The 20,133-nt window shown below is 34.9% G+C and carries 20 protein-coding genes; 7 read left to right on the top strand and 13 right to left on the bottom strand.

The window, feature by feature from the left end:
• Positions 1-172 precede the first annotated feature (172 nt).
• The 3 genes from MST30_RS00690 (at position 173) to MST30_RS00680 (ending at position 2,646) form a co-directional block, all read left to right on the top strand.
• The gene (locus MST30_RS00690) at positions 173-1,552 is read left to right on the top strand and encodes an MATE family efflux transporter (RefSeq protein WP_243472494.1); all 1,380 of its coding nucleotides are present in this window, start codon (positions 173-175) and stop codon (positions 1,550-1,552) included.
• 291 nt (positions 1,553-1,843) lie between these two features.
• A complete protein-coding gene (locus MST30_RS00685; protein WP_243472493.1) occupies positions 1,844-2,074 on the top strand; it encodes a DUF8828 family protein in 231 nt (76 codons plus the stop codon).
• On the top strand, positions 2,074-2,646 hold the full coding sequence (locus MST30_RS00680; RefSeq protein WP_243472492.1) for a phosphatase PAP2 family protein: 573 nt from the start codon (positions 2,074-2,076) through the stop codon (positions 2,644-2,646). Before MST30_RS00685 ends, MST30_RS00680 begins: the two co-directional genes overlap by 1 nt.
• On the opposite strand, the gene MST30_RS00675 is transcribed toward MST30_RS00680, so the two are convergent.
• The 5 genes from MST30_RS00675 to MST30_RS00655 form a co-directional block, all read right to left on the bottom strand.
• On the bottom strand, positions 2,633-4,252 hold the full coding sequence (locus tag MST30_RS00675) for an ArnT family glycosyltransferase (RefSeq protein WP_243472491.1): 1,620 nt from the start codon (positions 4,250-4,252) through the stop codon (positions 2,633-2,635). The two genes, MST30_RS00680 and MST30_RS00675, sit on opposite strands and share 14 nt — an antisense overlap.
• Positions 4,245-4,868 (bottom strand): lipid-A-disaccharide synthase N-terminal domain-containing protein, encoded by a 624-nt coding sequence (locus MST30_RS00670; protein ID WP_243472490.1) that lies wholly within the window; start codon positions 4,866-4,868, stop codon positions 4,245-4,247. Before MST30_RS00670 ends, MST30_RS00675 begins: the two co-directional genes overlap by 8 nt.
• Positions 4,865-5,581 carry a glycosyltransferase family 2 protein gene (locus MST30_RS00665; RefSeq protein ID WP_243472489.1) on the bottom strand — a complete coding sequence of 239 codons (717 nt, stop codon included), beginning with the start codon at positions 5,579-5,581 and terminating at the stop codon, positions 4,865-4,867. Before MST30_RS00665 ends, MST30_RS00670 begins: the two co-directional genes overlap by 4 nt.
• A gap of 78 nt (positions 5,582-5,659) precedes the next feature.
• Positions 5,660-6,748 carry a methylmalonyl Co-A mutase-associated GTPase MeaB gene (gene meaB / locus MST30_RS00660; RefSeq protein ID WP_243472488.1) on the bottom strand — a complete coding sequence of 363 codons (1,089 nt, stop codon included), beginning with the start codon at positions 6,746-6,748 and terminating at the stop codon, positions 5,660-5,662.
• A 12-nt stretch (positions 6,749-6,760) separates the two neighbouring features.
• The gene (locus MST30_RS00655; protein WP_243472487.1) at positions 6,761-7,324 is read right to left on the bottom strand and encodes a DUF2911 domain-containing protein; all 564 of its coding nucleotides are present in this window, start codon (positions 7,322-7,324) and stop codon (positions 6,761-6,763) included.
• 270 nt (positions 7,325-7,594) lie between these two features.
• Here MST30_RS00655 and MST30_RS00650 point away from each other — a divergent pair, with 270 nt between their 5' ends.
• The 4 genes from MST30_RS00650 (at position 7,595) to MST30_RS00635 (ending at position 11,117) form a co-directional block, all read left to right on the top strand.
• On the top strand, positions 7,595-8,152 hold the full coding sequence (locus MST30_RS00650; protein WP_262914442.1) for an RNA polymerase sigma factor: 558 nt from the start codon (positions 7,595-7,597) through the stop codon (positions 8,150-8,152).
• Complete coding sequence (locus MST30_RS00645) at positions 8,136-8,696, top strand: hypothetical protein (protein ID WP_243472486.1); 561 nt, start codon at positions 8,136-8,138, stop codon at positions 8,694-8,696. Before MST30_RS00650 ends, MST30_RS00645 begins: the two co-directional genes overlap by 17 nt.
• A gap of 46 nt (positions 8,697-8,742) precedes the next feature.
• On the top strand, positions 8,743-10,338 hold the full coding sequence (locus tag MST30_RS00640) for a hypothetical protein (protein ID WP_243472485.1): 1,596 nt from the start codon (positions 8,743-8,745) through the stop codon (positions 10,336-10,338).
• Positions 10,339-10,433: 95 nt separating this feature from the next.
• Positions 10,434-11,117 carry a peptidoglycan DD-metalloendopeptidase family protein gene (locus MST30_RS00635; RefSeq protein WP_243472484.1) on the top strand — a complete coding sequence of 228 codons (684 nt, stop codon included), beginning with the start codon at positions 10,434-10,436 and terminating at the stop codon, positions 11,115-11,117.
• Between the two features lie 197 nt (positions 11,118-11,314).
• On the opposite strand, the gene MST30_RS00630 is transcribed toward MST30_RS00635, so the two are convergent.
• The 8 genes from MST30_RS00630 to MST30_RS00595 all read right to left on the bottom strand — a co-directional run bounded on the left by MST30_RS00630 (position 11,315) and on the right by MST30_RS00595 (position 20,111).
• Positions 11,315-12,286 (bottom strand): sulfotransferase, encoded by a 972-nt coding sequence (locus tag MST30_RS00630; protein WP_243472483.1) that lies wholly within the window; start codon positions 12,284-12,286, stop codon positions 11,315-11,317.
• Between the two features lie 297 nt (positions 12,287-12,583).
• On the bottom strand, positions 12,584-13,219 hold the full coding sequence (locus MST30_RS00625) for a hypothetical protein (protein ID WP_243472482.1): 636 nt from the start codon (positions 13,217-13,219) through the stop codon (positions 12,584-12,586).
• Positions 13,220-13,293: 74 nt separating this feature from the next.
• Complete coding sequence (locus MST30_RS00620; protein WP_243472481.1) at positions 13,294-13,833, bottom strand: hypothetical protein; 540 nt, start codon at positions 13,831-13,833, stop codon at positions 13,294-13,296.
• Positions 13,834-14,057: 224 nt separating this feature from the next.
• Complete coding sequence (locus MST30_RS00615) at positions 14,058-14,780, bottom strand: hypothetical protein (RefSeq protein WP_243472480.1); 723 nt, start codon at positions 14,778-14,780, stop codon at positions 14,058-14,060.
• Between the two features lie 67 nt (positions 14,781-14,847).
• On the bottom strand, positions 14,848-18,207 hold the full coding sequence (gene secA / locus MST30_RS00610; protein ID WP_243472479.1) for a preprotein translocase subunit SecA: 3,360 nt from the start codon (positions 18,205-18,207) through the stop codon (positions 14,848-14,850).
• Positions 18,208-18,375: 168 nt separating this feature from the next.
• Positions 18,376-18,597, bottom strand: coding sequence for a DUF2795 domain-containing protein (locus MST30_RS00605; RefSeq protein ID WP_008272287.1), 222 nt, complete (start codon positions 18,595-18,597; stop codon positions 18,376-18,378).
• A 184-nt stretch (positions 18,598-18,781) separates the two neighbouring features.
• Complete coding sequence (locus tag MST30_RS00600; protein WP_243472478.1) at positions 18,782-19,357, bottom strand: cob(I)yrinic acid a,c-diamide adenosyltransferase; 576 nt, start codon at positions 19,355-19,357, stop codon at positions 18,782-18,784.
• 67 nt (positions 19,358-19,424) lie between these two features.
• A complete protein-coding gene (locus tag MST30_RS00595; protein ID WP_243472477.1) occupies positions 19,425-20,111 on the bottom strand; it encodes an ABC transporter ATP-binding protein in 687 nt (228 codons plus the stop codon).
• Positions 20,112-20,133 lie beyond the last annotated feature (22 nt).

The following is a 20,133-nucleotide window of genomic DNA, read 5'->3' as shown; positions in this document are numbered from 1 at the left end:
CAACATGTATAATGCATGTCAGTATGCATACACAATTTAGTTTAATAAATTTTCGTGTAACTAATCTGTAACCGAGCAGGCACATACTATACACGAACACGTTAAGCGCAATAGCTAAGACCCGTATTAAAATTTATTAGCCAAAGCAAAATCGAAGCCCTACATTTGCGGCATGGTTTTAAGCAACTACACTAAAGAATTTCAATACAACCTAAAACTGGCATCACCAGTAATGTTAGGTATGCTTGGGCATACCTTTGTGAGCTTTGTAGATAATGTGATGGTTGGGCAATTGGGCTCGGCAGAGTTGGCTGCTGTGTCTTTGGGTAATAGCTTTATTTTTATTGCCATGTCTTTGGGTATTGGCTTTTCTACAGCCATTACACCTTTGGTTGCTGAGGCAGATACAGAGCAAAACTTCGTTAAAGGGAAATCGGCTTTTAAGCATGGGTTTTTCTTATGTACGGTTTTAGGTATCCTTCTGTTTTTATTAGAGTTGCTTGCCAAACCACTTATGTATGTTATGGATCAGCCAGAAGAAGTGGTAGAGCTCGCTATTCCGTATTTAGATTTGGTCGCCTTTTCTTTGGTACCGCTTATCGTGTTTCAGGCGTTTAAACAGTTTAGCGATGGTATGTCCTTAACCAAATACCCAATGTATGCCACGTTGGTAGCTAACATTCTAAACGTAGCCATTAACTATGTACTTATTTTTGGGAAATTTGGGTTTCCTCAAATGGGTATTGTTGGAGCTGCCGTTGGGACTTTGGTGTCGCGCTTTGCCATGTTGTTCTTCTTATGGTGGCTGTTGGCAAAACGTCATAGGTCTAGAGCCTATGTGACCAATATAAAATTCTTTAAACTCAGTAAACAACCTCTAAAAAAGCTCACCAACTTAGGGTTGCCAAGTGCCATGCAGATGTTTTTTGAGGTGGCTATTTTTACAGCAGCAATTTGGCTTAGTGGATTGTTGGGTAAAAATGCACAGGCTGCCAATCAGATTGCACTCAACTTATCATCCATGACTTTTATGGTGGCTATGGGATTGAGTGTTGCGGCTATGGTGCGTGTTGGTAATCAAAAAGGGTTAAAGGATTATAAAAACCTAAAACGTATTGCAGAATCTATCTTTTTTGTTGGGTTTATATTCGCAGTCATTTTTGCGTTGCTGTTTGTGATTTTTCATAAAGCACTACCAGATTTGTATGTGGATTTAGACGATCCTGCTAATGCCATGGACACCGCTGAGGTGGTAAAAATCGCAGCGACTTTGTTACTGGCTTCGGCAGTGTTTCAAATTAGTGATAGTTTGCAAGTTATTGCGCTTGGTGCACTTCGTGGTTTGCAAGATGTTAAGATTCCGACCATCATCACCTTTATTTCGTATTGGGTGATTGGTTTTCCGATTAGTTACTATTTAGGCAAAGAAGACGCTTATGGTAGCTTGGGTATTTGGATGGGCTTATTGGCTGGCTTAAGTGCTGCGGCTTTATTGCTATTTATTCGTTTTCGTTATTTGACGAAGAAGTTGATTACTCAACAAGCTGAATAACTCGTCAACGTCACTTCGAGTGATTCTGAAGGTTAAAAGGATTGTATCGAGAAGTTGAGTTACCGAAATAGTTCTCGATACTAATTTTATTCATTTCAATCATAAAATTCACTCGAACTGACGATTGAGGTTTGATTGTTATACTTTGCGTCACTTCGAGTGATTCTGAGGCACGAAGAATTGTATCGAGAAGTCATAAGCTTAAATCACTAGAATTGACAAAGCAAAAAAAAGTATGATGAACTCATTACTAAATTTGTATTTTTGTCTTTCAAACTTCAAACTAAACTAATGGAACTACCAAAATTCATCTTAGGCGATAACACAGATTATCCAGATGCTATATTCGTTATTCATACTGAATTTCCGAGATTTATCATCAATCTTGAAAATGATGAGGTAGAGTGGTTTGAGGAATTTGACCAACACGACCAAAAAGAACTCGAAACCGAAGCCGAAAATTATATTAGAGAGGCTACAGAGTTTTACGATAGAGAAGTGGCACGTTACGACGAAGATTAATGCTAGACAAACTTTTAGACTTAGATACCGAACTTTTTGTATACCTCAATGGTCTTGGCTCACCAACTTGGGATGGTATGTGGTTGGCCATTACGCATGAGTTTACCTTTGCTCCACTATATGCGATATTACTTTTTTTAATTTATAGAAAATTAGGGTGGAAGGCCTTGTTGTTTATCATTGTGACCATTGCCTTAATGATTTTATTTACAGACCAAACTACTAATTTGGTAAAGCGTTCGGTATTGCGTTTTAGACCTTGTGCTTGCGATGAGATAAAGGACAGCATTCGTTTTATAGCAGAACGTTGTAGTAGCAATCGTAGTTTTTTCTCTGGCCATGCATCTAACTCTATGGCTGCAGCTGTTTTTGGTGGTTTAGTCTTGCGACCTTACTTTAAAAACCTCATATTTATTCTGTTATTTTGGGCGTTTTTAGTGGCTTACAGTCGTATTTACGTTGGTGTGCACTTTCCGATAGATATTTTAGCAGGAATGACTTTTGGTGCTTTAGCTGGCTTTGGTTTTTATAAGCTTAACAAGTATATCTTAAAGCGATTTATTTCAGAGTAAGTTTGTATAACTGATTGACCAGTCGCTTGTTATAGGCTCTCGAATCCTTGGAGGCACGATTAAGGTCGTAAGTATTTATAAATTCTATTTTATACAATTTTGAAAGTACCTCAATCGTATCTGGTTGCTTGGTTCTGGTCAGTAGATGAAATGTTTTTTCAATAGGAATATGGTAGCCTTCGTCTGCTTTAATACTCGGTATTTTATCACCATAATTATAAATCATTTCAGGCGCTATATAATCTAAATGGTACAGATCAATTTTTATGTTCTGTAATTCTGAAATAGGTTTGTAATCGTCTTGAACATTCAAGTTTGCTAACGGTAAAGCGAAAAAACCTAAACTAAGCATCAAGGCAATACATAAATAGAAAACGGTTTTGATGTTCTTTTTCTTCAAATATTGAAAGATGAAAACACCAATACTAATCAGTACAATGGAAGTTATGACATATCTAACGGCATAATCACTAAAAATGAAAGAGCCTATAAAGAATTCAGATATCCAAAACAGTATACCAATCATTCCTATTAAACCAAAGTGAAAATACACAGGGAATGTTTCGCGTTTGTCTTTTAAGTTTTTGAATTCTCTGATTAAATATTCGATATAAAAACCAATATTAAAAGCTAACGGAATTAGCACTGGCATAAGGTAGCGCGATTTTTTTTCAGGAATTACAGATAATAATATTACAGCAATTATCGTCCAGAAGAAACTAAAACGATAGGCTTTTAGATTAGATACGCGCGACTTTAAATAAGGATATAACAGACTTATAAACGCAGGAATGGTCCACAATCCACTTTGCACAAAAAAGCTCCAGTAATAATAAAATGGTCTTACATTATAGCTGCTCCAGTTCGATGTTTCTTTAGCAGCAATGGCAGCAAAAGTTTCAGCATCTGCAATACGTACATGCATGTACCACCAACCACCAAGCACAATTCCGAATATCAATAAGCTAATAAGTTTTAAGAAGTGCAACAGATTGCCTTTTGGTTTTAGTGCAATAGCGTAAGCAATAACGAAGGATAGGAACAGCACATACAATGATACAGGACCTTTAGATAATATTGAACCTGCAATAAACAGCACAAATAAAAGACTGTTGAGTATGCTTGTTTTTTGTTGCTTCAACATAATAAACAGCTGAAATAAAGCCATAATCATAAAGCCGTGTGTGTAAATATCCCAAGGTGCTTCAATAGTAATGCCAATAACATAGAATGAACTCAATACTATAAACCCGTTGATAAGGCTATGCGATTTCGTCAGTTCTAATTTTTTCGAAATTAAATATGTTGAAATGCCAATACTTGCTAAAAATAAAAGGGCAGGCCATCGCAGCGCTAACACAGATTTTATCCCGAAAAGCATACCGAAAAAAGCAGTAATCCAGGTTGGTAAAGGTGGTTTTTCGTAGCGTGCTTCACCATTCATGGTAGTTAAAATCCAGTTGTCATCCATAAGCATTTCTCTTGCCGAAATAAAATTCCGAGCTTCCATAATACTCACAGGAATCGCATCTATGGTAAAACCAAGCATTACCAATACAAAAAGTAAAAGGCTTGCAATAGGATATTTTTCTATCAGCTTAATCATTGGTTTTTCTTATAAGATAAGCGTTTCTGGCATATATCATCATACCGAAAAGATGACCAACAAACAACACAGGATCTTTTCTAATAATAGCATAGGTTAAGATTAATGATGCGCCAATTAAACTCAATACCCAAAAACCCATTGGCAAAGAAGATTCTTTATGTCGTTCTGAATGAATCCATTGGTACACAAAACGCAAAGTGAAAATCACCTGAGCTACAATGCCTAAAACAAGCAGCCACGTTGGTATGGCTTCGTTTTTAAATAGCAGCTCTATATCAATCTTATTGTTGTTGTAATAAAAAATCACAATAAGAACAGGAACAATAAATAGCAATATTTGAACCAGCTTAGGGAACTTTTGCCATTGCCCTTGCAATTGTAAATTTCGGATATAGATAAAATACGTTAAACTCTGGCCAAGCATAATGGCAAAATCTAAACGTAAATACCCATAAATAAATAACAAGAATGATGCAACTAAGCTAAGGGTCCAAAACGTTGTTGGTGTAATAACTTTACGTTGTTTTTCGGATGTAACCCATTGAATGAGCAATCTGGACGAGAACAGTATCTGCGCAAAAAAACCTATGCTATAAATAATCCAGTCTTTCATTTGCTGGTTTTAGCAACATCGTAGTTAATGTACTTTTTCTTCATCCATAAATAAGCAAAACAATCCATTAATGGCCCAAGAAGACGATTCCAAAGTCCAAATTTTGCGTTTCCAGCTATCCTAGGAAAATGACGCACAGGTATTTGAGTCACTCTACCATTTTGCAGCATAATCATGGCTGGTAAAAAACGATGCAAACCTCTAAACATTGGGATGCGTTTGGCATAATCTGTTTTAATAATTTTAAGAGGGCAACCTGTATCATCCATGCCATCTTTGGTAAACGCACGTCTAATGCCATTAGCAATTTTAGAAGACATATTTTTAACGAAAGAATCTTTACGGTCTGCACGCACACCAGTTACAAGCTCATTGTTGTTAATATGTTCTAGTAGAATATTAAAATCCTCAGGCGAGGTTTGTAAGTCAGAATCTATATAGCCAACAAGCGCTGTATCAGCATAATCAAAGCCAGCTTTTATAGCAGCACTTAAACCACGATTTTCTTGAAAAAGTACATAGTCAAAAGCATCATTACGATTGCAAATAGCCTCAATCATAGTTTGACTTTTGTCTTTAGAACCATCATTTACAAATAATACACATGTTGGCACTGAAGCAATCTTTAAATAATTTGAAAGCTCTGTTTCTACACGCTCAAGATTATCCTCTTCATTATAAACAGGCACTATGATGGTTAATTTGTAATTCATTTATTGATAGAATTTCTGACACAAAAGTATGCTTTTTTAGCATTACGGAGAAACCTTGATGTTTAAAGGTGAATTAAACTAACTTGATGAAAGATTAAGTAAATACTCAGCTGCAGCAAAAGGTGTCGTTTTTCCTTCTTCTACCAATTTGATTTGAGTTGAAAGCTCTTTTTTTATTTTTTCAGATTTATAGAAGTCAGATTTAAGACGTTCTTCAATAGTTTGAAGTAACCAGAACTTATTTTGGTTGTTTCTATTGTGTTCAAAATAATGATTGTTAGACGTAGTTTTCAAGTACTCTTGAATCAAATCCCAAACTTCAGAAATACCTTCTTGTTTTAGGGCACTGCAAAGCGATACTTTTGGTGACCAACCTGAATCTTTTTCAGGATACAAATGTAAGGCTCTGTTAAATTCTACTTTAGCAGATTTGGCAGCCTTTAGGTTATCTCCATCTGCTTTATTAATCACAATAGCATCAGCCATTTCTATGATGCCTCGTTTTATGCCTTGTAGTTCATCGCCAGCACCAGCAAGTTTTAATAGTAAAAAGAAATCGACCATACTGTGTACAGCGGTTTCACTTTGTCCTACACCAACAGTTTCTATTATAATAGTATCAAAGCCAGCAGCTTCACATAGGATAATGGTTTCACGGGTTTTTCTTGCGACACCACCAAGTGAGTCTCCAGAAGGAGAAGGTCTAATAAAAGCGTTTTTATCCTTTACCAAATCCTCCATTCGTGTTTTATCACCAAGAATACTGCCTTTACTCAAGCTGCTACTTGGGTCAACAGCAAGAACAGCAACCTTTCTGCCAATACTAGTAAGATAGGTGCCAAAAGCTTCAATAAATGTACTTTTACCAACACCAGGAACTCCTGTAATACCAATCCTTACAGAGTTGTTGGCATACGGCAAACAAGCTGTAATAATCTCGTGTGCTTTTTGAGTGTGCGTTTGGTTTGTGCTTTCTACTAAGGTAATAGCTCTACTGAGGTCAGTAATGTTTCCAGCAGTAATACCCTTTACCAAATCCTCAACAGAGGGTTGTTTTTTGCGTTTAGCTTTTATAAATTTTGCAGAATGCGTACTAAGAATTTCAGGTGGTTCAATTCCATCTTGTTCGTGTAAGGCAGATTTATATGTGTCACCTTTTTTTGCCACTGTGTTTTATGCTTAGTGTTTGTGTGGATAGATGTGCAAAGGGATTTCAATTAAGGTTTGATCCCATGCCATAGTAAGTTTTAGGTTACCTGTTTTATTGTCAAACGCAATAGTAAATTTCTCTACGATTTCATCAAGATCTTGTTTTTTAACTTCAATTTCTATGGCATCGTAGTTTGGATCCCACATAGGTTCCATTTTCTCATTAACTCCCCATTCATACTGCTTTGTATTAAACATCACTTTCCACGAATTTTCCATTGGCACGGTCCATAATGTGTATTTTCCCTCTTTTAGAAGTATACCATCAATCATCAAATCTTGGTTGGTTTCAAAGGTTGTAGCTTCGTTAGCACCTGTTCGCCAAACTTTATTATATGGAACAAGTGCACCAAAGATATCGCGCTCTCGTTTGGATGGTCTATTATATTCCACCTTTAAGTTTAAATCATTGAGGGTAATTTTTGCAGTATCCTTTGGACTTAGTCTAGGGGCAAAAATATTTTCAACAAAAACAGAATACAATAACAGACCTAAAGCTATTATTGATAGTACAATAAGAATGCGTTTTAGCATAGTGAAATTTTCTTAAGCAGTTTTTAGCTAATTTATATATGCCGAATATGATTCAGCGAGTTTCAAAAAATAAAGATAATTCAATTCCCTAAATTTATAGAACAGAACGCATAATTTTAAGCAAATCTTATAAAATCAATTTTTTTTGAAATTTTTTGCAACACTTAAAAATATGTGTCGTCTTTAGAGTGAGTTAGTTTGAAATTAGTAATTGATTTCAACTAATTAATATCGATTATCGAGCGAACCAATCAAAAAAACTAATTAGTCATTAATACGTTCCAGATTCATATTGTTGAAAAATGCAAACAGAATGACAGGCAAGCGCAAATACAATTGTACAGACAATATTGCGATGGCATGCTTATCGTTGCACTTCGATTTGTAAAAGATACGATGGAAGCTGAAGATATTGTGCAAGAAGCCTTTATCAAAGCATTTTCAAGATTAGATCAGTACAGAGCCGAAGTAAGTTTTGGCGCGTGGTTAAAACGTATTGTGGTGAATAGATGTATTGATGTTTTAAAATCGAAAAAACAACGATTGATTGAATTGGAAGAGCATCATCTTAATGTGATTGATGCTAAAGATGAAAATGAGTGGTTGGTTGATGATGACATAACCATTGAAGATGTAAAAACAGCAATTGAAGAATTGCCCGAAAAATACAGGTATGTCGTCATGCTCTATTTAATTGAAGGTTACGACCACAGCGAAATCTCAGAAATACTAAATATCTCTGAAGTGGCATCTAGAACACAATTATCTAGAGGAAAACAAAAGTTACAAACCGTTTTAAAAAGAGAAAAAAATGGCACAAGATCTTAGAAATTTATTTGAAGAAGATAAGTTGGCACAGCGCGCAAAAATGTCTCAAGATCATGAAGCACGCTTTTTAGAGAAGTTGAATAAGGAACTGCCAGTTGAGAAGAAATCTAGTGGATTTAGTTTCTTAAACATCGCAGCAAGTGTGGTCGTGTTATTAGGGTTGAGTTATGGAGCTTACACGTATTTTAATACTCCATTTGTAGAGCCTGTTAAAGTTGTAGATACAGACTTAAAAACCTTGGGAGATGTATCACCAGACTTAAAAAAGGTAGAGGATTATTATTTGGCAAGCATCAATTTAGAATTGTCTAAAGTAGAGTTAACACCACAAAACAAAGAATTGTTTGATGGTTACGTGCTCAGACTTCAAGAGTTAAATAAAGAATACGATAAACTATTGGAAGAACTTAATGAAAGCGGACCAAACTCAGTAACTCTAGATGCACTTATAGAAAACTTAAAGTTGAGATTAAATCTTGTAATGCGTCTTAAGGACAAGTTGGAAGAGTTTAATGACGATGCTTTTGAACAAGAAATAACATAATCAAATTTCATAAATCAAAAAACGAACAGTTAAATCAAAAAAAATCATGAACACAATTAGAATTTTAGTGTTGTGCTTGTTAACCACGTTTGGTTACGCACAAAAAAAGTTGAGCAAAATATCGCAGTCTATTAAGGTAGATAAAGATGTGGTGGTAGACTTAAATACAAGCTATGCAGAAATTGAAATCGATACTTGGAATAGAGATATCGTAGAGATTGAAGCCTATTTAGAAAGTGATAAACTCTCTCAAGAAGAATTAGAGAAAGCTTTAGAAGCATGGAACTTAAAAGTAGACGGCTCTAATAATAAAGTAATGATCTCTTCGCATGGCGGACGTGCATTAGGTTTATATGGAGATGGAGACTACTCTGATATATTAAAAGACTTAGAATTTGAGTTAGCAGATTTACCAGAAATTCCTGAAGTTATAGTATTGCCAAAAATGCCTGAAATGGCAACCTTACCTAAGATGCCAAAACTACCAAAAATGCCTGAGTTTCCAGAGCTTCCTGAATTGCCAGAAGGTATAAAAACAATTAAGTTTGATTATGATAAATACCAAAAAGAAGGGGAGAAGTATCTAAGTGAATGGAGTAAACGCTACGAAAAAGAAGGTGGTGAAGAACTTCAAAAGCGTATGGAAGAATGGGCAAAGAAATTTGCAGAATCTGGTTACCAAGAAAAAATGGCTAAATGGGGCGAGGAATATGGTAAGCGTTTTGACGGAAAATGGGCCAAAGAAATGGAAAAATGGGGAGAGCAATTTGGTGAGAAGTATGCTGTAGAAATGGAGAAATGGGGAGAAGAGTTTGGTGAAAAATTTGGAAAGGAATGGGCCGAGAAAATGGAAGTTTGGGGAGAGCGCTTAGAGCGTCAGATGGAAAGACAAGCCGAGTTGATGGAAAGACAAGTAGAGCGTACAGAACGATTAAAAGAGCGCCATGCAAAACGTTCTGAAGAGCAGGAAGCGCGTAGAGCTGAACTAGCTGAGCGCAGAAATGAAATGCGAAACAAAAGAGAAGCCGAGTTTGTGAGACGCGTAGAGTTTGGTAATAATAGCAACGTACGCAAGGTGATTAAAATAAAAATCCCTAAAAAAGCAAAATTAAAAACCAATATACGACATGGTGAGTTAAAAATCTCTTCGGTTATTTATAATCTACAAGGAGATATCTCTCACGCCTTTTTGGTAGCAGATAACATTGATGGAGGGGAGACCTCCATCAATGTATCTTACTCGCCAGTAGTAATAAATTCATGGAATTTAGGTACTTTGAATTTGAATTACGTGGATAAAGCACAGATTAAAAATGTAAATAATTTGGTGCTGAATGCTAAGTCTTCAAACATTAATATTGAAACCTTAACGGAAACAGGTATTATAGACGGAAGCTTTGGTGACCTTACGATTTCTAATCTTGCTGAGACGTTTAAGAACCTTAATTTAGTCTTAGAGAATAGTGATGCTTTTGTCAACTTACCTCAAAATGTGGATTATAGCATGTATTTTAAAGGTAATCGTTCTAAATTCAATAATAAAGCAACATCGCAAAAGACCATCAGAAATTATCCAGAAGGTCAAAGCTCTGACAGAAGCATTGTTGTCAATGCTAAGTTCAGCAATGTTATTATGAATTAGCCCTTTAGTTAAAACATTTTCTAAAGGGTATATTCAATTTTTCTTCCTGTTTTCCATTAAAATAGATTCTTATTTTTGTGGAAATTTTGTTTTTTATGGACCTATCTTCTTTTGAAGAATTTCTAAAATCGCTTCAAGCACACCCTTTAATTCATACTGAGGTTTCTAGGAATACTTATATACCACTGGATTTATCTATTCATAATAAAGAATTAGATAATGTTGATGTATCATCGTCTAAAGCCTTAGAAATTTACATTTGGAATCATTTAAAAACCAATAACGCTAAAGTGGCTTTTGGAGGTTATTTAGAGCATCGAGGTATTTATAATAGAAGTGATTATTTTAATACTGCCAAACCAGAAGAAGAACGCAATATTCATTTGGGATTAGATCTTTGGGTAGAAGCTGGTACAGCTGTCTATGCACCTTTAGATGGTAAAGTTCACAGTTTTAAGAATAACATTAATTATGGTGATTATGGGCCAACCATAATTTTAGAGCATAGTATAGAAAATAAAACATTTTTCACTTTATATGGTCATTTAAGCTTAGAATCTATCAATAATTTAGAGATTGGAATAGATGTAAAGCAAGGGCAACAAATAGCAACTCTAGGTACTGCTGACGTAAATGGAGATTATGCACCACATTTGCATTTTCAGATTATAAAGGATATTCAGAATTACAAAGGCGATTATCCAGGTGTGAGCAATCAACTCGATTTAGGCTTTTATAAAACCAATTGCCCAGACCCTAACTTGCTTTTAACGATTTAGCTTTTTCTGTCATTTTAAAATCTATTTAACAACAAAGCAAAGTATATTTTTTCACTAGATATTAAAACCCAATAAGATCAGATTTGTAATGCTGATGAATATGGATTACCATTATAGTTAATAAATACCTTCAAACCAAGAACGGCAAAAATACCGACTCAATCCATATCTCTAATACCCAAGGCTTTTTTTAAATTTTATTTGTCAGATATTTTAGTAATAAAAGGTTTGATAGGGTAGGGATTGTCCTTGGCGTAATGCGTAACATTAAAGTAATCTAAAACCGTTCCCATATCTTTTTTTTGTATTTCAGATAAATTCTTTTCCCAATGAGTTATTCTTTTTTCTTTAGACTTAGGACTATCATCTTTTGTAGTCTTACTGTTTTTAAAAAAATCTAGTTGAGATATATCATAATCATTATGCCATTGATCTAGAATGATGTTCATTATTTCATAAGGATTTAAAATTAAATCTTCATAATTTATAGTAATCCAGTCGCAATTATTACGTTTATTATTTAAAGTTCTTAAATTAGAAATACACCACATAGCAACCATAACTTGCTCAATAGATTTTAGAGATTTTAGAAACTCAGAATGTTCTATATAGTATTGGTTGTAAGGTGTTTCAGGGATGTTGAATTGCGTAAATTTATGTTGACTCCATCCTCCATGTCTTAATTGAGAAGAGACGACAGCAAAAGGATGTCTTATTAAATGTATAGGTTTATAATTAAAGTCATGATTTTTGGTTAACCAAGGAATCAATCCGCTACCTCTACATATCTTGAATAATAAGCTACTTGATGTTAGGCATTGTTTAAAAGTTGAATGATATAAAACACCATCATTAAGAACCTTACCTTTAAAAAGAAGATTAAAACTATTTTTTGCACTTTCCCAAGTTTCATCCTCAGGTATATATTGTCGCCAATCAAAATTTAAAGCTTTAAAAGGACTAGATTTACGATTTAAATGTAAAGGTTCCCAAATAATAGGCTCATTAGTTATTTTTTGCACCATTTCTGTTAACCAAGTACTGCCTCCTCTGGGATCGGCAAATAAATAATGGTTATTTAAGGGAGAGTAGTTTTTGTTGTTGATTACTGATTTAGCAATATTGTTTTTTAACTTTTTTACTCTCCAGTGCTCTGTCAATGGTTTCATTGTTATGACTTTTAAAATTCTTAGATTATAAATCGTATTATTTCGATACCTGTTATTTTGGTGTAAAATAAGATTAATATTTAATCTTTTATAAATTCATCGAAATCATAAATAGCAAAAACTTTGTAGAACTTTTCTAATGTGGCATCAATGTCTTCCATGTTGTTTTGGTTAGAGAAAAACCAAATAATTTAGAACTGCAAAAGAAAAGTGTAACAATAAAATTTATTAAGTTTTTTGTGGATTTAAGATGATCTAAATAGCAGTGCTTTTTTATTAAAGCTAAGAACAAATCGTTTATCTGGCTTTCATTTTCTTTGGCGAAAGCATAAACTGCATACCTATTTTAAGCAATAAAAAAGGTAGAATTATTAATACCGAAGTCCATAAATTATCAGGAGAAAAGGTCTCAGGAAAGGGTTTTACAATAAAAAACATAATGATACCTCCCAGTATTATCGAAATGTGCAACACCAGCATGTTAGATGTAAATTGTCCAAAACTAGCTATTGTTTTGTCTTCGTTGAGATTAATGTAGACATGTTCAAATAGCACAAACAGTAAATTAATATTGAAAAACCAATTCTTAAAAAATAGAATTTCCATGTTGGTTAGTGTAATATCAGAGTTGTCCCAGTTGGCTATCATTCCGAAGAATACTATGATAAATACCAAATAAATGAACATAATAAACAAAGAGCCAAACATAAATTTAGAGCCTAATTGGTTGTCGCTATTACTTTTATTGTGTCTGTAAAAAAGACTTCTAACAACTATTCTAATAAACTCATTCCACCAAAAAAAGTAAATGACATAAAATACTGTTGTTTGTCCATAACCAATAGATAAAGCAGTTAGTAATGTAAAAATTAAAAAATCCCATTCTCTGAGATGCTTTTTGGGTTGTGCTACAATGCTGGCTAGTATAGACATGTCTCTTTTGTAAGTTGAAAAGTAAAACTACAGACACTGTTTCTATTTTAAAATACGTATTTCTGCGTATTTTATTAATTAGGCATATAGTAATTACCATCGTAGCTACCAGAAATAACCTTTCCATCGTTTCTGGTAAATGTAAACGTAAAGACGATATTAAATTCAGTAAAGTTAGTTACGGTTACTGTACCAGACTGTGCATACACATCTGATTGCGAATCATCATCAGAAAGTAAAACAGTGCCAGCTGTAAACTCACTATTTGTAATACTGCTGTTTATGGAAACATCATAGCTGTCAATCTCATTATAAGTGGTGTTCTGAATGGTGGCATCAACAATTTTAAAGTTAACATAGTTAACATCGCTCAAATCGTTGTTGCTTGTAATTTCAGAACTGGTTTTGTTAAAAAGACTAATACTGATGTCACTTGGGTCATTATTAGCAGTATTTTCATCAACAATGATTACCGACATTAAATCATAAGTGTTTCCATTAAAAGTAAACTCGTTATTGGTTTCATCAGGAATTGAGCTCGTATCGTCCGAAGAACACGATACAAATGCTATACTTAGCACAAACGCTAGTATGCGAAATAGATTTGGGTTCATAATAAATTAATTATAAGTAGGTTGTAATGTAAATATAGAATAAAAAAATTAATGATATCCTGGAAGTTCTATTTAATGACTTCCTGATAGTTCCAATTAACGCAGTCGAAGTGACAACTTGCTTTACTATGAAAACAAAAATCCTGATGGTTTAACATCAGGATTATAGATTTAATTTTTGAATAAAGGTTTGAAAAAGTTTCTTTTAAATTAAATAGATTCGTCTATTCATTAATGTTTTTTCTAATCTTAATCTTAAACTCACCATTAATAAGTTCCTTAAATTCGGTTGGATCATTAAAACCATATAATTTACAATTAAAGGTCCCTTCAACAGAATATATGCCATCTTCAATTTCTGTCGCAGATATTATATCAAAAGAAGCATTATTATTATCACCAAAGCGTGATGAATAATAATTTTCATTACTATCAAATTCTACGGGAAAAAAATCAAGAGCTACATTATTTAAAACAATGTTTTCAGGAAAACGAGCATAAGTGTATGTGTCAAGATTGAAAAAATTTTCCATAGAAATAGTCTCGTTTTCTGAATTACATAGCGATAATGGAATTTTAGAAAAATACATTTTTGCTTCATCTAGTTGCTCAGGATTTTCTTGAAAATCATAAAATGCAAAACCACAAGCAAATCTAGTTTGACAAGTACCTGTCTCTGGAGTATCAGGGTTTTCTTCATAATAAATTTGACTACCACCATAGTCAATACTATGCTCATAAGGGTTGTTGAGCTCAGGTGACTCGTATATGTTTTTTTCTAATAATAATTCTTCCCCATCTAACAGACCTTTGATATAATATTGTTCAATAGGTTGTTGACTTACTTCGCCGGAATCATCATTATTATCACTTGAATTACAACTATTAAGAATTGTTAGAGTTAGTATAGAAATAAAGATTACTCTACTAAGGTGTTTATAAATCATATATTATTAAGATTTTTTGGTGCAAATTTCAATATAATGAAATTTTACCTCAGGTAATATTTATTTTTTAATCATTAACCAAAACCCATTCTCCCTTATCAATTAAAGGAATGGCTTGTTTGTATTTTACTTCTTTGCTTTCACCACTCATCACATGTTTAATGGTTACTTTGTCGTTACGGCCAATTTTTGGTTGCTCTCTAACAATAGTTTCTACCACTTGTTGCTGTTGGCGAGACGCTCCTTGTCCTGCAGCTCTGCTTTGCGCTGCACGCTCATCCATGTTTGGAATTTCTTCTTTCTGAGTTTCGAGCTTCTCTTGCTTACGTTGTTTTGCTTCTTGAATGGTGTTGGCAGTTTCCTGAGGAATTTCACCTTTAAATAAGAATGAAATAACATCTTTATTCACCTGATCTATCATAGTTTTAAATAGCTCAAAAGCTTCAAACTTATAAATCAATAACGGATCTTTTTGCTCGTGTACTGCTAACTGTACAGACTGCTTTAGCTCATCCATTTTACGTAAATGTGTTTTCCAAGCGTCATCTACAATGGCAAGTGTAATGTTCTTTTCAAAATCATTAATTAACTGCTTACCTTTTGTTTCGTAAGCTTTTTCTAAGTCTGTTACAACCTGTAAATTCTTAACACCATCTGTAAATGGCACAACGATACGCTTAAATCTGTCGCGTTGCGTGTTGTACACATTTTCAATTACAGGATAGGCTAAGTCAGCCGCACGTTGCATTTTTTCGCGATAGTGCTTAAAGGCTTCTTTGTAGATAACACCAGCTATTTCTTGCTCACCCATTTTAGCAAATTCTGCTTCAGTAATTGGAGATGCCATTGAGAAATAACGGATTAACTCAAACTCAAAGTTTTTGAAGTCGTTAGCAGCTTTGTTGCTTATTGCAATACCTTCCGACGTATCAAAAATCATGTTCGCTAAATCTACACGAAGACGCTCACCATGTAAAGCATGACGACGACGTTTGTAAACCACTTCACGCTGAGCGTTCATAACATCATCATACTCTAACAAACGCTTACGAACACCAAAGTTGTTTTCTTCAACTTTTTTCTGAGCGCGCTCAATAGACTTAGAAATCATAGAATGCTGAATCACTTCACCTTCCTTAAGTCCCATTCTATCCATCATTTTAGCGATACGCTCAGAACCAAATAGACGCATTAAGTTATCTTCTAGAGACACATAGAATTGCGAACTTCCTGGATCTCCCTGACGACCAGCTCTACCACGTAACTGTCGGTCTACACGACGTGAATCGTGACGCTCTGTACCAACAATGGCTAAACCACCAGCTTCTTTAACATCATTACTCAACTTAATATCTGTACCACGACCAGCCATGTTAGTAGCAATTGTTACCTGACCAGCATTACCAGCTTCGGCAACAATCTCTGCTTCACGTTTGTGCTGCTTCGCGTTAAGTACGTTATGTGGAATCTTACGAATGCTCAACATTTTACCTAAAAGCTCAGAAATTTCTACGTTGGTTGTACCAATTAGCACAGGTCTTCCTGCGTTAGATAATTCTACAACTTCATCGATTACAGCATTGTATTTTTCGCGTTTTGTCTTGTAAACTAAATCTTCTCTGTCGTCTCTGGCAATTGGTCTGTTAGTTGGTATTTCAACCACATCTAATTTGTAGATTTCCCAGAACTCGCCAGCTTCAGTAACCGCAGTACCTGTCATACCAGATAGTTTACGGTACATTCTAAAGTAATTTTGAAGCGTAACCGTTGCAAACGTTTGTGTAGCAGCTTCAATCTTTACATTTTCCTTAGCTTCAATCGCTTGGTGTAATCCGTCAGAATAACGACGACCATCCATAATACGACCAGTCTGCTCATCTACGATCATTACCTTGTTGTCCATTACTACGTACTGTACGTCTTTTTCAAAAAGCGCATACGCTTTTAGTAATTGGTTAAGGGTGTGAATACGTTCAGATTTAATACCGAAGTCTCTGAATAATTCTTCTTTAAGAACCGCCTCTTCTTCAGATGAAAGCCCTTTGTTTTCAATCTTTGCGATTTCGGTTCCCATTTCTGGCATCACGAAGAAATTAGGATCGTCCTTGCCAGAAAGGTATTCAACACCTTTATCTGTTAATTCAACTTGATTGTTCTTCTCGTCGATAACATAATAAAGTTCTGCATCAATTTTGTGCATTTCTCTATTGTTATCTTGCATGTAGAAGTTTTCAGTTTTTTGAAGTAATTGTTTTACACCTTCTTCACTCAAAAACTTAATTAAGGCTTTATTTTTTGGAATACCTCTATACACGCGTAATAGTTGGAAACCACCTTCTTTAGTGTCTCCAGACGCAATTAGTTTTTTAGCTTCTGCTAAGACTCCTACTAAGTATTTGCGTTGTACTTCTTCAATTTGTTGCACTTTTGGTTTAAGTACATCAAACTCATGTTCTTCTCCTTTTGGGATAGGACCAGAAATAATCAACGGTGTACGAGCATCATCAATTAATACGGAATCGACCTCATCGACAATAGCGTAGTGATGTGGACGTTGTACTAAATCTTCTGGCGAATGTGCCATGTTATCACGTAAGTAATCGAAACCAAATTCGTTATTAGTACCATAAGTGATATCTGCATTATACGCTTTGCGACGTGCATCTGAGTTTGGTGTGTGGTAATCTATACAATCTACACTTAAGCCATGGAACTCAAAAATTGGAGCCATCCAAGCGCTATCACGTTTTGCTAGGTAATCGTTAACTGTAACAAGGTGAACACCTTTACCAGCTAAGGCATTTAAGTATACAGGAAGTGTAGCTACTAAGGTTTTGCCTTCACCAGTTTGCATCTCTGCAATTTTTCCTTGATGCATTGCAATACCACCAATTAACTGCACATCATAGTGAATCATATCCCAAGTGATAGGCTTACCAGCCGCATCCCAAGAGTTTGCCCAAATAGCTTGGTCACCATCTAAAGTAACGTAATCTTTGTCACCAGAAACTTCTCTGTCAAAAGCATTTGCAGTTACCGGAATTTCAGTATTGTGAACAAAACGCTTAGCAGTTTCCTTAACTACGGCAAAGGCTTCAGGTAAAATGTCGTTAAGAACATCTTCGGTAACTTCGTAGATATCGTCTTCTATTTTATCTGCCTCTTGGTAGATGTCTTCGCGCTCGTCTATGTCTTCTGTTTGTTCAGCTTTAGCTAAAAGTTCGTTTTGTCTTTCTAGAAGTGGTTTACGTGCTTCAGCTATTTTTTCTTTGAACTCAGCTGTTTTTGCCCTTAACTCGTCATGAGATAAGGCTTCAAGTGCTTGTTCAAATGTTTTTATTTTGTCTACGATTGGTTTAATGGCACTAACGTCTTGTTTAGATTTGTCTCCTACAAATACCTTTAGTACTTTATCTAATATGCCCATTTTGAATGTTTTGCTTCAGATTGATTGATACTCAATCTGTGTATTAATTTCAGTAAAATTTAATGGCTAAACAGCCACTACGGTCTTCTCGTTTAAGAGAATCCGAAAATAAAAAAAGTCTCTCAGTTAAGATAACGCAAGAGACTTTTTTTGAGATTTTATTATATGTTAATATTCATCCTCGTTCCAGAGGTAATCTTCATCTGTTGGATAGTCTGGCCAAATTTCTTCGATAGAATCGTAAGAATCTCCTTCGTCTTCTATTGCTTGTAAATTTTCTACAACTTCTAGAGGTGCTCCTGTTCTAATCGCGTAGTCTATAAGCTCATCTTTTGTTGCTGGCCAAGGTGCATCACTTAAATACGATGCTAATTCTAATGTCCAATACATTTGCGTTGTGGGTTTTAATTTTTTGCAAAAATAATTTTTTAGCTGAATTATTCAAGAAAAAAGTAAATTAATTATTCATTATTAAAAAGAACGTGTTGTTTTTAACTATTTCAGACTATTAATTTGCTGTTATAATCCTATTCTGAATAGATTGCCACGCTTTGCTCACAATGACATAAAATTTCTACGATTCTTTTTGAGGAATCCATTTTATTTCTTCAGCGTGTAAGTCATGAGACAACTTCCGTGCCAACACAAAAAGGTAGTCAGAAAGGCGGTTAATGTACATGAGCGTTTCTGGTTGAAAAGGCTCTAAATCATTAAGGTGAGAGGCTATTCGCTCAGCTCTGCGGCACACTGTACGTGCTATGTGACAGAATGACACGGTTTGGTGGCCACCAGGTAGCACAAAATGTGTCATTGGTGGTAAACTTGCTTCCATGGCGTCCATTTCTTTTTCCAAACGTTCTATATCCTCGTTTGATATTTTTGGAATTTTTAAGCGTTGCTCACCATTTTTTAGGGTGGCTTTTTCGGGATCGGTTGCTAAAATTGCACCAACAGTGAATAAACGATCCTGAATATGCATTAGGGTATTTTTATATAGTTGGTCAATGTCTTGATCTCTGATGAGACCTATATGCGAGTTAAGTTCGTCAATAGTACCGTAACTTTCTATGCGAATATGATGTTTAGGAACACGTGTGCCACCAAATAGTGCAGTAGTGCCTTTATCTCCTGTTTTTGTGTATACTTTCATAAAAACAAAGTTACGAGTTAAAAATTACAACTAGAAAGTTGATTTGAGAATAGTATATTAATGAGTTTTAATTATAAGTATCGCTCTCAATCATACCATCACGTAAACGGATAACGCGTTTGGCATGTGCGGCAATATCTTCCTCGTGCGTTACCATAATTACCGTGTTGCCAGAAGCATGGATTTGATCAAACAATTCCATGATCTCCAAAGAAGTTTTGGAATCTAAATTACCTGTAGGCTCATCAGCCAAAATAATGGAAGGTTTGTTTACCAAAGCTCTACCAACAGCAACACGTTGTCTTTGTCCACCAGATAGCTGATTAGGTTTGTGATCCATGCGGTCAGCCAGACCAACATCGGTTAAGACTTCAGAAGCTCTATCAATTCGTTCTTTTTTGGTAGCACCTGCATAGACCATTGGTAATGCAACATTATCTAAAGCTGTGGTTCTTGGTAATAGATTAAAGGTTTGAAAAACGAAACCAATTTCGGTATTTCTAATGTCTGCCAACTCATCATCTGTCATTTGGCTCACGTCTTTACCATTAAGGTTGTAAGAGCCGGCTGTTGGTGTATCTAAGCATCCTAAAAGATTCATAAGCGTAGATTTACCAGAACCCGAAGGTCCCATAATGGCGACATATTCGCCACGTTTAATATCTAAATCAATGCCTTTTAGAACGTGAACGGTTTCTTGTCCTAATTTAAAATCTCTTATAATACCTCTAATCTCAATGACGTTGTCGCTCATAAAAATAGCTGTTGGTTCCTTA

This window comes from Winogradskyella sp. MH6 (assembly GCF_022810765.1).
Lineage (GTDB): Bacteria > Bacteroidota > Bacteroidia > Flavobacteriales > Flavobacteriaceae > Winogradskyella.
This window is presented reverse-complemented; position numbering and strand designations above follow the sequence as displayed.

What these genes read in the sequence shown, in the direction of transcription:
- MST30_RS00620 (WP_243472481.1), bottom strand. Translation starts at nt 13,833, where the DNA reads ATGAACCCAAATCTATTTCGCATACTAGCGTTTGTGCTAAGTATAGCA.
- MST30_RS00615 (WP_243472480.1), bottom strand. Translation starts at nt 14,780, where the DNA reads ATGATTTATAAACACCTTAGTAGAGTAATCTTTATTTCTATACTAACT.
- MST30_RS00625 (WP_243472482.1), bottom strand. Translation starts at nt 13,219, where the DNA reads ATGTCTATACTAGCCAGCATTGTAGCACAACCCAAAAAGCATCTCAGA.
- MST30_RS00600 (WP_243472478.1), bottom strand. Translation starts at nt 19,357, where the DNA reads ATGAAAGTATACACAAAAACAGGAGATAAAGGCACTACTGCACTATTT.
- MST30_RS00690 (WP_243472494.1), top strand. Translation starts at nt 173, where the DNA reads ATGGTTTTAAGCAACTACACTAAAGAATTTCAATACAACCTAAAACTG.
- MST30_RS00645 (WP_243472486.1), top strand. Translation starts at nt 8,136, where the DNA reads ATGGCACAAGATCTTAGAAATTTATTTGAAGAAGATAAGTTGGCACAG.
- MST30_RS00635 (WP_243472484.1), top strand. Translation starts at nt 10,434, where the DNA reads ATGGACCTATCTTCTTTTGAAGAATTTCTAAAATCGCTTCAAGCACAC.
- MST30_RS00605 (WP_008272287.1), bottom strand. Translation starts at nt 18,597, where the DNA reads ATGTATTGGACATTAGAATTAGCATCGTATTTAAGTGATGCACCTTGG.
- MST30_RS00680 (WP_243472492.1), top strand. Translation starts at nt 2,074, where the DNA reads ATGCTAGACAAACTTTTAGACTTAGATACCGAACTTTTTGTATACCTC.
- MST30_RS00595 (WP_243472477.1), bottom strand. Translation starts at nt 20,111, where the DNA reads ATGAGCGACAACGTCATTGAGATTAGAGGTATTATAAGAGATTTTAAA.
- MST30_RS00655 (WP_243472487.1), bottom strand. Translation starts at nt 7,324, where the DNA reads ATGCTAAAACGCATTCTTATTGTACTATCAATAATAGCTTTAGGTCTG.
- MST30_RS00685 (WP_243472493.1), top strand. Translation starts at nt 1,844, where the DNA reads ATGGAACTACCAAAATTCATCTTAGGCGATAACACAGATTATCCAGAT.
- MST30_RS00670 (WP_243472490.1), bottom strand. Translation starts at nt 4,868, where the DNA reads ATGAAAGACTGGATTATTTATAGCATAGGTTTTTTTGCGCAGATACTG.
- MST30_RS00675 (WP_243472491.1), bottom strand. Translation starts at nt 4,252, where the DNA reads ATGATTAAGCTGATAGAAAAATATCCTATTGCAAGCCTTTTACTTTTT.
- secA (WP_243472479.1), bottom strand. Translation starts at nt 18,207, where the DNA reads ATGGGCATATTAGATAAAGTACTAAAGGTATTTGTAGGAGACAAATCT.
- MST30_RS00630 (WP_243472483.1), bottom strand. Translation starts at nt 12,286, where the DNA reads ATGAAACCATTGACAGAGCACTGGAGAGTAAAAAAGTTAAAAAACAAT.
- MST30_RS00665 (WP_243472489.1), bottom strand. Translation starts at nt 5,581, where the DNA reads ATGAATTACAAATTAACCATCATAGTGCCTGTTTATAATGAAGAGGAT.
- MST30_RS00640 (WP_243472485.1), top strand. Translation starts at nt 8,743, where the DNA reads ATGAACACAATTAGAATTTTAGTGTTGTGCTTGTTAACCACGTTTGGT.